Source organism: Catenulispora acidiphila DSM 44928 (assembly GCF_000024025.1).
Classification (GTDB): Bacteria; Actinomycetota; Actinomycetes; order Streptomycetales; family Catenulisporaceae; genus Catenulispora; species Catenulispora acidiphila.
Genome location: NC_013131.1, coordinates 6,446,865 through 6,461,562, shown reverse-complemented (window position 1 = coordinate 6,461,562; position 14,698 = coordinate 6,446,865). Strand labels below are relative to the sequence as shown.

Here is a 14,698-nt window from a genome sequence, read left to right as displayed (position 1 = left end):
TAGGGGCGGGGTGCTGTGGCATCCCGTCCCTGTCCTTATCGGAAAAGCGAGTGGACCGCCGAAGTGACTCTTTACCAGTGGATCGTCTCAGGCATCCTGGTCGCGACCAGCCTGCTCCTCATCATGTCGGTGCTCCTGCACAAGGGTAAGGGCGGTGGCCTGTCCGACATGTTCGGCGGCGGCGTGTCCGGCGGCCTGCAGGGTTCCTCCGTGGTGGAGCGCAACCTGGACCGGATCAGCGTCGTCCTGTCGTCGGTCTGGATCTCCTGCATCGTGGCTCTCGCGCTGCTGTACAAGCACAACGTCTAAGCGGCACGGGGCAGATGTGCTGGCGCCCGCCCGGATTCGTCCGGGCTGGCGCCTTTTTCGTGCCCCGGGACGCGGTTGTCGGGTGTCGCTGATCACCTCTGGGCGGTGAGGAACTCCACCATCGCTGTGACCAGTTCCGGCGCGGCTGCCGCGCTGCCGTGGTTCCCGGGCATTCGCGCTCCGGCGGCGTTGGGCAGGGCGGCGATCAGTGCCTCGTACGATTCCGCGCGCGCGTCCTCGGTTCCCATCGCCACCAGCGTCGGGACCTGAACGCGGCTCAGGTCCTCCACCGGCGTGGCCACGACGGACTCCACCGCGTGCAGCAGCGCGACCGGGTCCTCCTCACCGGCCTTCAGCCACGCCGCGGTCCGCTCGTCCTGCGAGCCCGGCTCGAAGGGCTCGGTCGCGGTGACGATCCGCCGCAGCATCTCTCCCACGCCGCCGCCGAACCCGAGCACCTGCTGGAGACCCTGGCCGGCGACCACCGCACGCCCCGGTGTCGCACCGCGCACCAGCATGCGCACGACGATGCGCGCGCCGAGGGAGTAGCCGCCGAGGTCGTAGGCGGCCGGGGTGTGCAGGGAGTCCGTTTCCGTCTTGGCTTCCGGCTCTTCGAGCCCGAGGTGCTCCAGCAGCGCGAGGGCGTCGTCGGTCAGGATGTCGCCGGGATAGGCATCGGCGCCTTGCGGCTTGTCGCTGCTGCCATGTCCGCGAAAGTCCGGCAGGATCACGCGATATCCGTGCCCTGCGAACGTCTCAGCCTGCCCGTGCCGCGTCCACATCGTCCCGTCGCCGATCGCCCCGTGCAGCAGCACCAGCGGTCTGCCTTCGCCCAGCTCGCGGTAGGCGAGGCGCGCTCCGTCGCGACCGGCGTAGAAGGACACTGAGGTATTCGGCATGTGCCGGAGCGTATACCGGCGGCGCCGACCGCGGTCTGCGCCACAAAGCCGCCGTCTCCTGAAGGGCAGTCAGGAGACGGCGGCGACCCGGGTGCGAGGGGAGGGGGAACCCGGGTGTCGGGCGGTTCGGGTCAGCCGGTGGGACCGGCCGGCGTCGTGGTGGTCGTGAAGCCCTCGAGCTGGTTGGCCTTGATCGCGTAGGTGTTCGTGAACGTGGCGCCGAGGTTCACCGAGTCGTCGGCGTTGCCGATCAGCTTCTCGGTGGTCAGGACCACCTTCGGGCCGCCGGCGGGCATGATGCCGTCGGGCAGGAACTGGCTCTTGTCCATGGTCAGGCCGGCGATGTAGTCGGCCTTGGAGATGATCGCGTTGTTCGTGTAGCTCGCCGGCAGGGCGTTGGCGATGTCGGTCGCCGAGTGCGTGCTGATCCAGTGCATGGTGGCCACCAGGGCGTCCACCACGTCCTGCACGGCCTCCTGGTGCTGGTTGGCCCAGTCGGTGCGGGCCAGCACGCCGGCCGCGGGCCACGCGCCGCCCAGGGCCTTGGTGGCGCCCTCGGTGGTGGCCAGGTCGATCGCGGAGTAGCCGAGGTTCTGCTTCTCGATGGCGGTGACCGTCGGCTGGGTGGTCATGACGCAGGAGATGGAGCCGTTCTTCAGCGCGGCCAGCGCCGTGGAGCCGGCGCCGACGCCGGTGCGGCTGAACTTGTTCTTGGCCACGCCGCTCTGCGCCGCGATCAGCTGGGTCAGGGTGTCGGTGCCCGAGCCCAGGTCGGTGACGCCCATCGTCTTGCCCGCGAAGTCTGCCCCGGTGTGCACAGTGGCCTTGTTGCCGCACATCTCGCGCTCGCCGGGGGCACCGGAGAGCTGCACGAGGTCCTCGACGTTCTTGTGCTTCATCTGGAAGTCGATCGCGTGGTTGTACCACGCGCCGGCCATGTCGACCTGGCCGGAGACCATGGCCTCCTCGGCGCCGACGCCGCCGTCCTGCTCGGTGCTCAGCGTGACGTCGACGTTGTACTTCTTGTAGAAGCCGAGCTGGTCGGCGAGCTTGTAGGGCAGGTAGATCTGCTTGTCGATGCCGCCGACCATCAGCGTGACGTGCTGCGTGGTCTTCGAGACGCCGGCGGTGCCGGAGGCCGCGGAGCTGCTCGAGCTCTTCGAGGACGAGCAGGCGCTCAGCGCGGTCAGGCTCAGGGCGCCGGCGGCGGCCACGATCAGCATCTTCGTCGCAGCCGATTTCTTGGATATGGCAGAGCTCATCAGGGATCGCCTTTCGGACGGGGTGAGGGGAGGGGGAGCGGGGCGGATCAGACCAGGACCGACCGCGCCGGGGCGGATCAGACCAGGACGGTCTCGGACTGGACCTTCGGCCGCCACGCCAGCAGCCGGCGCTCGACGCGTTCGATGACGAACTCGACGATCAGCACCAGGGCGGCGATCACGAACATGTTCGCGAACACGCCGTAGGGGTCGAAGTTGCCCTGCGCCGACTTGATCAGCAGGCCCAGGCCCTTCTGCGCGCCCAGCACCTCGCCGACGACCGCGCCGACGATGGCGAAGCCGAACGCGCTGTGCAGGGAGGCGATGATCCAGGTCAGGGCCGAGGGGATGATCACATGCCGGATCGTGTGCCACCGGCTGGCGCCCAGCACCTTGGCGTTGTTCAGCACGTTGCGGTCCACCTCGCGCACGCCCTGGAAGGCGTTGAAGAACACGATGAAGAACACCAGCACCGCGGCCAGCAGCACCTTCGGCGCCATCCCGACGCCGAAGGCGACGATGAAGATCGAGCCGAGCACGATGCGCGGGACGGCGTTCACGATCTTGATGTACGGATCCAGCACCTCGGCCAGGAACCGGTTCATCCCCAGCGCGACGCCCAGCACCACGCCGACGCCGGTGCCGATCAGGAAGCCGTACAGCGCCTCCTGCATCGTGGTCTCGATCTGCGCCGGGTAGGAGCCGAACTCGGTGCCGTTCTGGAAGTAGTCCCACAGCCGGTTCCAGATGCCGGAGGGCTGGGCGTAGAAGAACTTGTCGACCCAGCCGGCCGCGGTGAACCACTGCCAGCCGCCGATGACGACCACCGCGAGCAGCGCCCGGGCGCCCCAGATCTGCTGCTTGCGGCGGCGGAAGGCGACGGTCGCCCGCCGCGTGCGCTCGTCCAGCCGCTGCTGGCCGGCGGCGACGGTGTCGGTGTCAGTGTCAGCGTTGGTGTCAGTGGGGGAGAGGATGGCCTCGCTCATGAATCAGACTCCTGCCGTGCGGGCGTAGGCGCGCTCGACCTCGTCGCGCAGCGTGGCCCAGATCTCGTGGTGCAGTTCCAGGAAGCGGCTGCCGAAGCGGATCTCCTGCACCGAGCCGCGCGGCCGCGGGATGTCGATGTCGAAGACCTCCTTCACGCCGCCGGGGGAGGAGGTCATCACCACCACCCGGTCGGCCAGCGCGATGGCCTCCTCCAGGTCGTGCGTGATGAACAGGACCGAGGGCCGCGAGCCCTCCCACAGCCGCATCAGCTCGGTGGACATGATCGCCTTGGTCTGCACGTCCAGGGCGCCGAACGGCTCGTCCATCAGCAGCACCCGCGGCTCGGTGATCCACGCCGCGGCCATCGCCACGCGCTTGCGCATGCCGCCGGAGAGCTGGTGCGGGTAGCGGTCCTCGAAGCCGGCCAGGCCGACCCGGCGAATCCAGTCGCGGGCCCGCTCGACCGCCTCCTTCTTGCCGACCCGGCGGAAGATCAGGCCGAGCGCGACGTTCTGCAGCACCGTCTTCCACGGCAGCAGCGCGTCGGCCTGGAACATGAACCCGACGCCGTCGGTGATCCCCTCGACCTGCCTGCCGTCCACCCAGACCGAGCCCTCGCTGGGCTGGTCCAGACCCGAGACCAGCGACAGCGCCGTGGACTTGCCGCAGCCGGTCGGTCCGACCACCGCGCAGAACTGGCCCGGTTCGACGGTGAACGACACATCCCGGATCGCGGTGAACACCTCGCCCTTGGGCGTGAGGAACCGTTTGGTGACGTCTGTGATCTCGATCGCGGTGCCTGCCATGGCATCGGTCTCCCTTGCTGCTTGCCTGGTGCCCTCCGCCGCGTCGGTGGCGGGGTGAGGCGAAACTAGGCGCGGCCGCCGGGTTACGTCGCGGTTTCGTGCGCAACCCGCGTTTGCCGCGTTACTCGCGGTTGTGTGCGTTTTGCTCAGCGGTCCGGCCCTTGTCCTCAGCTGCGTGAACAGCAGACAATCGGCAGATATGCGACGCGGATCGGGACGACGGCTCAGCAGCCAGATCTTCGTCAGCCAGGTGTCGATCCTGCTGGCGGTGGTGCTGGTGGGCTTCGGGCTGTTCGCCGTGCAGGAGCGGCGGCAGGTCGACCGGCAGTACATGGACGAGGCGTTGCAGATCGCGCAGACCGTGGCCGACACCCCGGAGGTCAAGAGCTGCATCGCGTTCCCGTCGATCTCCTGCGACGGGACGCTGCAGAGCATCGCCGCGCGGCTCCAGCGCGACACCCGGACCGACTACGTGGTCATCGTCGACGAGCACCGGATCCGCCACACCCACCCCAAGGCCGCGCTGATCGGCCGGCCGATCGAGGAACCCCTGGTCACCAAGCCCGACGTGCGCTTCGACCCGGGCAGCGTCGGGGAGTCGGTGAACGGCCGGGTCCCGCTGTACAGCCCGCTCGGCGACCAGATCGGCGAGGTCTCGGTCGGCCGCCGCGTCGCCTCGGTCACCTCGGTCTTCATCGGCCAGCTCCCGGTGTACGCGGCCTGGTTCGGCGCCGCGCTCGCGGTCGGCGCGCTGGCCTCCTACGTGCTGGCCCGCCGCCTGAAGAAGCGCACCTTCGGCCTGGAACTCGACGAGATCGCCAAGCTGCTGCAGGAGCGCGAGGCGGTGCTGCACGGCATCCGCGAGGGCATGATCGCCTTCGACCGCGCCGGCCGGGTCACCATGGTCAACGACGAGGCGCGGCGGCTGCTGGGCCTGCCGATGTTCGGCGGCGTCGGCGGCCACCTGGCGGACGTGGTCCCCGCCGGGCGGCTGCGGGACCTGCTCTCCGGCGAGATCGAGGGCAAGGACCAGGTGGTGCTGACCGACGAGTACTGCTTGACGGTGAACCGCATGCCGGTGACGCTGGCCGGCAAGCCGCACGGCGCGGTGGTGACCCTGCGGGACCGCACCGAGCTGTCCGGACTGCTGCGCGAGTTGGACAGCGTCACCAGCCTCACCGACGCGCTGCGGGCCCAGCAGCACGAGTTCTCCAACCGCATGCACACCGTCGCCGGCCTGCTGGAGCTGGGGGAGCCGGAGGAGGCGCTGCAATACCTCACCGACCTGTCCGGCGCCGAGGCGGAGTTCGCCGACTCGGTGCGCGCGCGGATCGCCCCCTCGGTACTGGTCGGGCTGATCCTGGCCAAGGCCGCGGTCGCCGGCGAGCGCGGCGTGGAGCTGGAGCTGACCGAGGACACCTGGCTCGGCGACACCCCGGACAAGGTGCAGGCGCTGACCACGGTCCTGGGCAACCTGATCGACAACGCCTTCGACGCGGTGTCCGGACCCGGCGTCGATCCGGGCAAGCCCGGCCGGGTCCTGGTCGCGATCGTCGAGGACGACGACGGGATCACCGTCCGCGTCGCCGACAACGGACCCGGCATCCCCGCCGGCGCCGCCGAGCACGTCTTCACCGACGGCTTCACCACCAAGCCGGCCACGGGATCGATGCGAAGAGGTCTCGGTCTGGCCCTGGTCCACCGGCTGGTGCAGCGCCTCGGCGGTACCATCGCCGCGACCGAGGGCCCCGGCGCGGTGTTCACCGTCCGGCTGCCCGACCAGCGCCCCGAAACCGCCGCGGAGCGCGCGGCGCTGCTGAGCACCGGAGGAGGCACCAGACCCCGATGAGCACCGCCCCCTCGCGCGCCACCGCGCCGGTCACCGTCCTGGTCGTCGACGACGACTACCGCGTCGCCAAAATCCACGCCGCCTACGTCGACCGCATCCCCGGCTTCACCGTCGCCGGCCAAGCCCACTCCGCGGCCCAAGCCCTCCACCTGGTCGCCGCCATCCGCCCCGACCTGGTCCTGATGGACGTCTACCTCCCCGACGGCGACGGCCTCACCGTGATCCGCAAACTCCTGGAAGCCCCCGAATCCGCCGCATCAGGCCCGCACCCAGACTTCATGGTGATCACCGCAGCCCGCGACGTCAGCACAGTCCGCACCGCAATGCAGCTCGGCGCCGTCCACTACCTGGTCAAACCCTTCGGCTACCCGGCCATGGCCGAAAAACTGACCTCCTACCTCGACCTCCGCCGCCGCATGCAAACCCTGAACACCGCCGACGCCGACCAAGCCGACGTCGACGAACTCTTCGGCCTCCTCCGAGGTCAACCAGCCCTCCCCACCCTCCCCGCCAAAGGCCACTCAGCACCCACCCTCGAACTGGTCCGCAGCGCAGTCCGCGCAGCCCCCGGCGACATATCCGCATCCGAGGTAGCCGAACGCGTAGGCATCTCCCGCCCAACCGCCCAACGCTATCTCAGCTACCTGACACGCCACGGCGTGGTGCGGCTGCAACTGCGCTACGGGACGACGGGGCGGCCGGAGCACCGGTATTCGGCGGTGGGGTGAGGGTGCGGGACGGGTGCCGGTGCGGCTGAAGGGCTGGCGGGCCGGCTGTTGCGAGACTCGGGTGCGGGCTGACAGCCGCGGGGCGCGAATCGGCGGTCGCCGGTCTCGGGCACGGGCCGGCGGTCGCGGATTTCGGGCGCAGGTCGGCGGTCCGGGGTGTGGATCGGCTGCGGCGAGCCTCGCCCGGGAGTCGGTGATCGTGGCTTTCTGGTCGCTGGTCGCTGGTCGCTGGGCTGAGGTCGGTGTCGTGGTTTTGTAGCTCGCTGGTCGCGGGGCTTCGGTCAGCCGTCGCGGGGTGCTGCTTGCCGGTCGCAGGTCTCAGCAACAGGTCGGCAGTCCGGAGCGCGGATCGGCTGTCGTAGGCCTTGAGTGCGTGTTGCCAGTCGCAGCTCGTGCCTCCGCGGTCACAGGTCTCGATCCGGCATCGCTCGGGCTCGATGCGCGGTGCTGATCGTGTGGCGCGAGTTCTCGATTATGCATCGCTAGTGCATTCGGTCCGGTCCGGTGTGGGCCGGATCGGTCGGTGCTGTTGCGCCTTCCGGTGCCGCTCGCGGAGTGTGTTCGGTGGCGCGCGGCTTGTGGCCGGAATCTGTTGTGCTTGCTCGGTTTTTTGGGTGTGGGGGTGCGGTGGGTGGGGGTTGGGGCCGGTGGTGGGGCTGTCGCGCTTCGATAACGAAAGCCTGACTTCCGCCCCTATTTGTCCGTTTATCGCAGCGCCAAGGCGGCGATTTCCGGCTGGTCCTGCTGAATCGTGCATCAGCACATGCCTACACTGTCTGCACCGCATCTTCACGGGCGCTCGGGCTCCCTGGGGCGGCGGGGCGTGTAGATCGGAACCCAAGGGAGACCAGACAGTGGCAAGTGGAAACGCGATCCGAGGCAGCCGCGTCGGTGCGGGACCGATGGGGGAGGCCGAGCGCGGCGAGAGCGCCCCTCGGGTGTTCGTCTCTTTCTGGTGCGTGAACAAGCACGAGACCAAGCCCTCCTTCGCCAGCGACGCGCAGATTCCCGACACCTGGGACTGCCCCCGCTGCGGCTTCCCCGCGGGCCCGGACAAGGACAACCCGCCGGCGCGCTCGCGTACCGAGCCCTACAAGACCCACCTGGCGTACGTCCGCGAGCGCCGTTCGGCCGAGGACGGCGACCAGATCCTGGCCGAGGCCCTCGCCAAGCTGCGCGGCCAGCTCTGAGGACCGTGCCGCACGCGCTGTCGCCCCGACTCTCTCACCAGGGAGACGGGGCTTTCGGCATGCGGGGGACGGCGACACCAGAACACTGACGCCCGCCCCGCCCCGGCGCAGCCCCGCCCCGCAGCACCCTTACCGCGCCGCCTCCAACCGCACCACGATCGCCTTCGACGTCGGCGTATTGCTCACCTCGGCCGTCGAATCCAGCGGCACCAGCACGTTCGTCTCCGGGAAGTACGCCGCCGCGCATCCCCGCGCCGTGTCGTACGCCACGACCCGGAACGCCTCCGCCCGCCGCTCGGACCCGTCCGTCCACTCCGACACCAGGTCCACCATGGCCGCGTCCGCGATCCCCAGCGCCGCCAGGTCCTCCGGGTTCACGAACACCACCCGCCGCCCGGCGCGGATCCCGCGATACCGGTCGTCGAGGCCGTAGATCGTGGTGTTGTACTGGTCGTGCGACCGGACCGTCTGCAGCAGCAGCCGCCCCTCCGGGACCACCGGCGCCTCGAACTCGTTCGCCGTGAAGTTCGCCTTGCCGGTCGCGGTGGGGAACGTCCGCGAATCGCGTGGCGCGTGCGGCAGCGCGAAGCCCGAGCCGCGGCGGACACGGGTGTTGAAATCCTCGAAGCCCGGGATCACGCGCTCGATCCGATCGCGGATGCGGTCGTAGTCCGCACCCAGCTCCTCCCACGGCACCGGATGCTGTGCGCCGAGCACCGTCCGCGCCAGCCGAGCCACGATCGCCACCTCCGACAGCAGCGCCTCGCTCGCCGGGTCCAGCCGTCCGCGCGTGGCGTGCACCAGACCCATCGAGTCCTCGACCGTGACGAACTGCTCCTGCCGGCCCTGCCGATCCAGCTCCGTACGCCCCAACGTCGGCAGGACCAGCGCGCGCCGGCCGTGCACCGCGTGCGAGCGGTTCAGCTTCGTGGAGACCTGCACGGTCAGCGCCGTACCGCGCAGCGCGGCCTCGGTGACGGCGGTGTCCGGCGTGGCCGCGACGAAGTTGCCGCCCATCGCGAAGAACACCTTCGCCCGGCCGTCGCGCATCGCCCGGATCGCGTCGACCGTGTCCAAGCCGTGCTCGCGCGGCATCGGGACGCCGAACTCGGCCTCCATCGCGTCCAGGAACGCGTCCTTCGGCTTCTCGTAGATCCCCATCGTGCGGTCGCCCTGCACGTTGGAGTGCCCGCGCACCGGACAGACCCCGGCGCCGGGACGTCCGACGTGCCCGCCGAGCAGCAGCACGTTCACCACCTCGCGGATCGTCGGCACCGCGTGCTTGTGCTGCGTCAGGCCCATGGCCCAGCACACGATCAGCCGCTGGGAAGCTCGCACCTCCTCGAACGCCGCCTGGATCTCCTCGCGGCTCAGCCCGGTCGCGGCCAGGATCTCCGGCCAGTCAGTGCTGCGCGCGGCCTTGGCGTAGTCCTCGAAGCCGTGCGTGTACTCGGCGATGAATCCCTGGTCCAGCACGGTCCCCGGCGCGGCGTCCTCGGCCTCCAGCAGCAGCTTGCCGAACGCCCGGAACAGCGCCAGGTCGCCGCCGACCTTGATCTGCAGGAACCGGTCGGCCAGCGGCGTGCCCCGGCCGACCAGGCCGGAGGCGTTCTGCGGATTCTTGAAGCGCAGCAGCCCGGCCTCCGGCAGCGGGTTCACCGCGGTGATACGCGTCCCGCCCCGCTTGGCCTTCTCCAGCGCCGAGAGCATGCGCGGGTGGTTGGTGCCCGGGTTCTGCCCGACGACCAGGATCAGATCGGCCTTGCCCAGATCGGCCAGCGACACCGAGCCCTTGCCGACGCCCAGGGTCTCGTTCAGCGCCGAGCCCGACGACTCGTGGCACATGTTCGAGCAGTCCGGCAGGTTGTTGGTGCCGAAGGAGCGGACGAACGCCTGGTACAGGAACGCCGCCTCGTTCGAGGTGCGGCCGGAGGTGTAGAAGACGGCCTCGTCGGGGGAGTCCAGCGCGGCCAGCTCCTCGGCGATCACGCCGAACGCCTCGTCCCACGTCACCGGCCGGTAGTGCGTCGCACCCTCGTCCAGCAGCATCGGCGTGGTGAGCCGGCCCTGCTGCCCGAGCCAGTACCCGCTGCGCCCGCCCAGCTCGGCGACGGAGTTCTCGGCGAAGAACTCCGGCGTGATCCGCCGCAGCGTCGCCTCCTCGGCGACCGCCTTCGCCCCGTTCTCGCAGAACTCGGCGATGTGCCGCTTGTCCTCCTCCGGCCACGCGCAGCCCGGGCAGTCGAAGCCCTTCTTCTGGTTCAGCCGCAGCAGCGTCTCCGTCGAGCGCTTGACGCCCATCTGGTTCACCGCGTCGCGCATCGCCACCGTGACGGCCGGAACCCCCGCAGCCCAGTCCTTGGCGTGCCCGACGCGCAGGTTCTCGTCGCCGGGGTCGGTGGTCGGCGCCTTGCGGGCCATGTGCGGGCTCCTTTGCCTCGGTGGTTCGGCTCGGCCATTGTCCCGCCGCGGACGCCGCCGAGGAAATGTCCGCTCCGGCACTATGGTGGGCGTCACTGATCGGGTGTCGCCGATCGGGCATCGCGAAGGGGAAGGCGTGGCGCGGGTGAGTCTGGGTCTGGAGGCCGAGCTTCAGGAGCGTGCGGCGCGAGCGGTGCCCGCCGAGTTCGCGGAGCGGATCGGTGGCTGGTGGCTGCGGCACGCGCCGGGGTGCTCATGGTGGATCGGCTCGGTGTTGCCGCACAACAACGCGGTCCACTCCCGAGCCGAGCTCGAAGGCCTGATCGCGGCAGCCGAGCACTACACAGCGCAGCGCGATATCCCGACGCTGCTCCAGATGACGCCCGGCGCCGTGCACCCGGACTTGGACGCGGTCCTGGAAACGCGCGGCTATGAACGTCAGGCCTCTGTTTCGCTCCAGACGGCGATGACCTCCGAGGTGGTGGCACTCGCACCGCGCGCCGACGCGCTGCGGATACGCCTCGACGATCAGCCGACGCGCGAATGGTTCGAAGCCTGGAACAGCGTGGTCGGCGGAGACCCCGATCCGCAGTGGCGATTGCTGCAACGCGTCGAGGGCCGCGCCGCGTACGCCAGCGTGGAACTCGGCGCCGAGACGATCGCGGTCGGACGCGCGGTCGCCGACGCCGGCTGGGCAGGCGTGTTCAGCATGGCGACCCGCCCCGAGGCGCGCGGCAAGGGAGCGGCCGGCGCGGTGCTCGCCGCGTTGGCGGACTGGGCCGCGGTGAACGACGCGCCGCGGATGTACTTGCAGGTCGAGCACGAGAACGCGGGCGCTATGCGGTTGTACGGCCGGGTCGGGTTCGACGAGGTCGCGCCGTTCTATTTCCGGGTGAAGGAGAATTAGGCGCGGTCGGTGTCGGTGTCGGTGTCGGTGTCGGTGTCGGCGGCGTGCGCTGGCACCGATCTGCGCCAGCACCGATCCCTCACCCGATCCGCAGTCCCAGATGCGCCGCGATCGCCGGCGCGAGCTCGACCAGCTGACCGCCGTCGATCGTGGCGCCGCGCAACGCGTCCAGCCCGGCCTTGAAGTGCAGGCGCGCACCGCGCAGATCCACGTCGGCGAGCTTGGCGCGGCTGAAGTCGGCCTCTTCGAAGGTGCAGCCCGGGAAGCGCACGCGCGTCAGCTTGGCGCCGCCGAAATCGGCCTCGCGCAACAGGCAGTCGGTGAACACCACGTCGGTCAGGGCGGCGCCGCGGAAGTTCACCGCGTCCAGCTTCACCTGGTCGAAGTGCACGCGCCGCACGTCCGCGTCGTGCCACTGCACGCCGGAGGCGATGCCGCGGACCAGTTCGGTGTCCCGCCAGTGCGAGGCCGACAGGTCCGGTCCGAGCAGCCGCGAATCCTCCAGGCGGACGTCGGCGAACGTGGTCTTGCTCCATTCCCCGCCGACCACCGTCACCTCGGCCAGCAGGCACTGGCTGAACCGGGCGTGGCTGGCGAAGACGTCGTCCCAGCTCACCTCCGAGACTCGCTGGTATTCGTACTGGCCCTCGTCGCGCACCCGGGAGTCCAACGGCGCCAGCTCGGCTAAGGGCGGCAGGTCGGGGCGGGCCGGCGGGATCGGTTGTGAAGATGGCATGCTGATCATTGTGGCCGACCGGGCGACCCCGCCGCAGGCTTCCGGAGCGCCCCGCCGAGCGCGTAGCGTCGCGGACATGCCCGATGCGATCTTCGCCCACCCCCGCCTCGCAGAGATCTACGACACCTTCGACGGCGACCGCGCCGACCTGGACGCCTACGTCGCGATCACGGCCGAGTTCGCTGGTGGGAGGGCTTCCGTCGTGGATGTCGGCTGCGGCACCGGCAACCTCGCCGTCCGGCTCGCCGCGCTGGGGCACGCCGTCGCCGGCGTCGACCCGGCCGCCGCCTCGCTCGCCGTCGCGCGCGCCAAGCCGCACGCGGACGCCGTCACCTGGATCGAGGGCGACGCCACCGCGCTCCCGTCCTTGCACGCCGACATCGCGCTGATGACCGGCAACGTCGCGCAGGTCTTCCTCACCGACGAGGACTGGACCGGAACCCTGCGCGCCATCGCCGCCGCCCTGCGCCCCGGCGGGCACTTCGTCTTCGAGACCCGGCGTCCCGAGCGGCGCGCGTGGGAGGAGTGGACGGTCGACAGCGCGCCTGTGGTGCGCGAGGTTCCGGGCGTCGGCATCGTAGAGGAGCGAAGAGAAGAACTCAGGGTCGACCTGCCGTATGTGTACTTCCGCGGCGCTTATCGATTCCCCGACGGCTCCGTCCTGCGTTCGGAGTCCACCCTGCGCTTCCGCGACCGCGAGGAAGTGGAGGCGAGTTTGGCCGCGTGCGGCTTCGAGATCGTCGACGTGCGCGAGGCTCCGGACCGGATGGGGAAGGAGTACGTCTTCATCACCCGGACGCAAGCGGGCCACCGGCCGAACCGGTGACCCGCTAGTGGCGCCGAACTCCAGCACTCAACTCCCGCTCACGAAGCCCAGGTTCTCGTAGATCGTGTCCTGCACGCCCGGCGCGCCGTAGTTCGCCAGCTTCGTGTTCGTCGCCACGATCTGCGGGCGCTGGAACAGCGGCACGACCGTGTCCAGCTTCCAGATCGCCGCGTCCGCCTGGTTCGCGTAGGACTCCGCCTTGGTGCGGTCCAGCGAGCTCAGCGCCTCGGTGAACAGCGTGTCGATCGCCGGGTCGCCGATGCGGCCGTAGTTCTGCTGGATGTTCAGCGTGCCGTCCGAGCCGGTGGTCGGGTTGGCGAACTCCGGCTGCGCGGTGCTCAGCGGATAGGCGTTGCCGCCGAAGACGACCTGCGCGATGTCGAAGTCGCCGACGTTGACGTACTTCGTGTAGTAGTCGTCGCCGGGCACCGGGACGATCGTGATCTGCACGCCGATCGCCGCCAGCTGGTTCTGCACGATCTCCGCCAGCTGCTTGTTGGAGTCGCTGGTGGCGTTGATGACGAAGCGCAGGTTCAGCGGCTTGCCGTTCTTCGTGCGGGTCTTGCCGCCGTCGGTGCTGGTCCAGCCCGCCTGGTCCAGCAGCTGCTTGGCGCGCGCCGCGTCCTGCTTGCCCAGGTCGCCGGAGTTGTCCTGGTAGCCCTGCTGGTTGGTGAGGAGCACGTGGTTGTTCAGCGGGTCGGTGCTCACCCCCAGCGGGCCGACGAGCGCGGTGTCGATCTGCTTGCGGTTGATGCCGATGGTCAGGGCGTTGCGGACCAGGACGTCGGACAGCGGGCTGCCGCTGGCGCCGTTGAAGGTCAGGTTCGCCCACACCGGGCCTGCGGCCTTGTGCACGGTGACGTTCGGCAGGTTCTTCACCCGCGCGTAGTACGAGACGTGCGAGCCGATCCCGTACTGCAGGTCGACCTCGTTGTTGGCCAGGGCGTCGGTCTGCGCGTCGAGGTCGATGGACATGAAGATGATCTTGTCCAGCTTCGGCGGGTCACCCCACCACTTGTCGTTGCGGACCAGGGTCAGCGTCTTGGCGGTCTGGTCGATCGAGCCCAGCTTGAACGGACCGTCGCTGGTGGGGATCGCGTCCTTGAAGTCGGCCACGAACTTCTTCGGGTCGCTGTTGGTCGCCGCCGGGTACATCGGGGAGAACAGGCCCTGCCACTCGCTGTAGGGCTTGCTGAAGGTGATCACCACCTCCTTGTCGCTCTTGCCCGGCTTGATGCTCTGGATCAGGCTGTAACCGACCGTGGTGGACACCTGGAACGCCTGGTTGGTGCCGTTCAGCGCCTTCCACTGCGCCTCGAAGTCGGCCTCGGAGACCGGCGTGCCGTCCTGCCACACCGCCTTCGGGTTGATCTCCAGCGTCACCACCTGCTGCGGGGACTGTGTGACCGTGTAGGAGGCGACCAGGTTCGTGTTGTTGCGCGGGATGCCCTTGGCATCGGCGTAGAACGGCTCCTCCAACACCGCGGCCATGATGTCCGACACCGAGCCGTCGGTGCCGTCGACCTCGTTGTAGTTCAGCTGGTCGGAGATCCCGGCCTCCGGCCAGCGCAGCGTGCCGCCGTCGGCGATCTTCTCGCGCGGCTGCGGGTTGATGTCGTTGCCGGGCTGGGTGTTGATGTTCTTCGATGAACTGCCAGTGCTGCCGGTACCGGACTTGCCGGACGAGGAACCGCCGCACGCGGCCAGGCCCAGCGCCAGCGCGGCCGCCACGGCCGTGCTCCATACCAAAGAACGGGGACTGCGTCTCACAGTGCTGT

The 14,698-nt window shown here is 69.7% G+C and carries 13 protein-coding genes; 6 read left to right on the top strand and 7 right to left on the bottom strand.

Annotated elements, in window-relative coordinates; all coding sequences use genetic code 11:
* Positions 1–63: 63 nt before the first annotated feature.
* The gene (gene secG, locus CACI_RS27750) at positions 64–309 is read left to right on the top strand and encodes a preprotein translocase subunit SecG (protein ID WP_015794193.1); all 246 of its coding nucleotides are present in this window, start codon (positions 64–66) and stop codon (positions 307–309) included.
* A 92-nt stretch (positions 310–401) separates the two neighbouring features.
* Here secG and CACI_RS27745 read toward each other — a convergent pair whose 3' ends face one another.
* The 4 genes from CACI_RS27745 to CACI_RS27730 all read right to left on the bottom strand — a co-directional run bounded on the left by CACI_RS27745 (position 402) and on the right by CACI_RS27730 (position 4,263).
* Complete coding sequence (locus tag CACI_RS27745) at positions 402–1,208, bottom strand: alpha/beta fold hydrolase (protein ID WP_015794192.1); 807 nt, start codon at positions 1,206–1,208, stop codon at positions 402–404.
* Between the two features lie 131 nt (positions 1,209–1,339).
* Positions 1,340–2,470 (bottom strand): ABC transporter substrate-binding protein, encoded by a 1,131-nt coding sequence (locus CACI_RS27740; protein ID WP_015794191.1) that lies wholly within the window; start codon positions 2,468–2,470, stop codon positions 1,340–1,342.
* Positions 2,471–2,547: 77 nt separating this feature from the next.
* Complete coding sequence (locus CACI_RS27735) at positions 2,548–3,456, bottom strand: ABC transporter permease (protein ID WP_015794190.1); 909 nt, start codon at positions 3,454–3,456, stop codon at positions 2,548–2,550.
* A 3-nt stretch (positions 3,457–3,459) separates the two neighbouring features.
* Positions 3,460–4,263 (bottom strand): ABC transporter ATP-binding protein, encoded by an 804-nt coding sequence (locus tag CACI_RS27730; protein ID WP_015794189.1) that lies wholly within the window; start codon positions 4,261–4,263, stop codon positions 3,460–3,462.
* Positions 4,264–4,462: 199 nt separating this feature from the next.
* Between CACI_RS27730 and CACI_RS27725 the strand changes: the two genes are divergently transcribed.
* The 3 genes from CACI_RS27725 (at position 4,463) to CACI_RS27715 (ending at position 8,030) form a co-directional block, all read left to right on the top strand.
* Positions 4,463–6,112, top strand: a complete 1,650-nt coding sequence (locus tag CACI_RS27725; RefSeq protein WP_015794188.1) for a sensor histidine kinase — start codon at positions 4,463–4,465, stop codon at positions 6,110–6,112.
* A complete protein-coding gene (locus CACI_RS27720; protein ID WP_015794187.1) occupies positions 6,109–6,840 on the top strand; it encodes a response regulator in 732 nt (243 codons plus the stop codon). Before CACI_RS27725 ends, CACI_RS27720 begins: the two co-directional genes overlap by 4 nt.
* Before the next feature lie 854 nt (positions 6,841–7,694).
* A complete protein-coding gene (locus CACI_RS27715; protein WP_083795844.1) occupies positions 7,695–8,030 on the top strand; it encodes an RNA polymerase-binding protein RbpA in 336 nt (111 codons plus the stop codon).
* A 129-nt stretch (positions 8,031–8,159) separates the two neighbouring features.
* Here CACI_RS27715 and CACI_RS27710 read toward each other — a convergent pair whose 3' ends face one another.
* Complete coding sequence (locus tag CACI_RS27710; protein ID WP_015794185.1) at positions 8,160–10,451, bottom strand: FdhF/YdeP family oxidoreductase; 2,292 nt, start codon at positions 10,449–10,451, stop codon at positions 8,160–8,162.
* Positions 10,452–10,587: 136 nt separating this feature from the next.
* On the opposite strand from CACI_RS27710, the gene CACI_RS27705 reads away from it, so the two are divergent.
* Positions 10,588–11,358 carry a GNAT family N-acetyltransferase gene (locus tag CACI_RS27705; protein ID WP_041542539.1) on the top strand — a complete coding sequence of 257 codons (771 nt, stop codon included), beginning with the start codon at positions 10,588–10,590 and terminating at the stop codon, positions 11,356–11,358.
* A 79-nt stretch (positions 11,359–11,437) separates the two neighbouring features.
* Here CACI_RS27705 and CACI_RS27700 read toward each other — a convergent pair whose 3' ends face one another.
* Positions 11,438–12,094 (bottom strand): pentapeptide repeat-containing protein, encoded by a 657-nt coding sequence (locus tag CACI_RS27700; RefSeq protein ID WP_041540496.1) that lies wholly within the window; start codon positions 12,092–12,094, stop codon positions 11,438–11,440.
* Positions 12,095–12,170: 76 nt separating this feature from the next.
* On the opposite strand from CACI_RS27700, the gene CACI_RS27695 reads away from it, so the two are divergent.
* On the top strand, positions 12,171–12,920 hold the full coding sequence (locus CACI_RS27695; protein WP_015794182.1) for a class I SAM-dependent methyltransferase: 750 nt from the start codon (positions 12,171–12,173) through the stop codon (positions 12,918–12,920).
* Positions 12,921–12,947: 27 nt separating this feature from the next.
* On the opposite strand, the gene CACI_RS27690 is transcribed toward CACI_RS27695, so the two are convergent.
* Positions 12,948–14,690 (bottom strand): ABC transporter family substrate-binding protein, encoded by a 1,743-nt coding sequence (locus CACI_RS27690; protein WP_223297254.1) that lies wholly within the window; start codon positions 14,688–14,690, stop codon positions 12,948–12,950.
* Positions 14,691–14,698 lie beyond the last annotated feature (8 nt).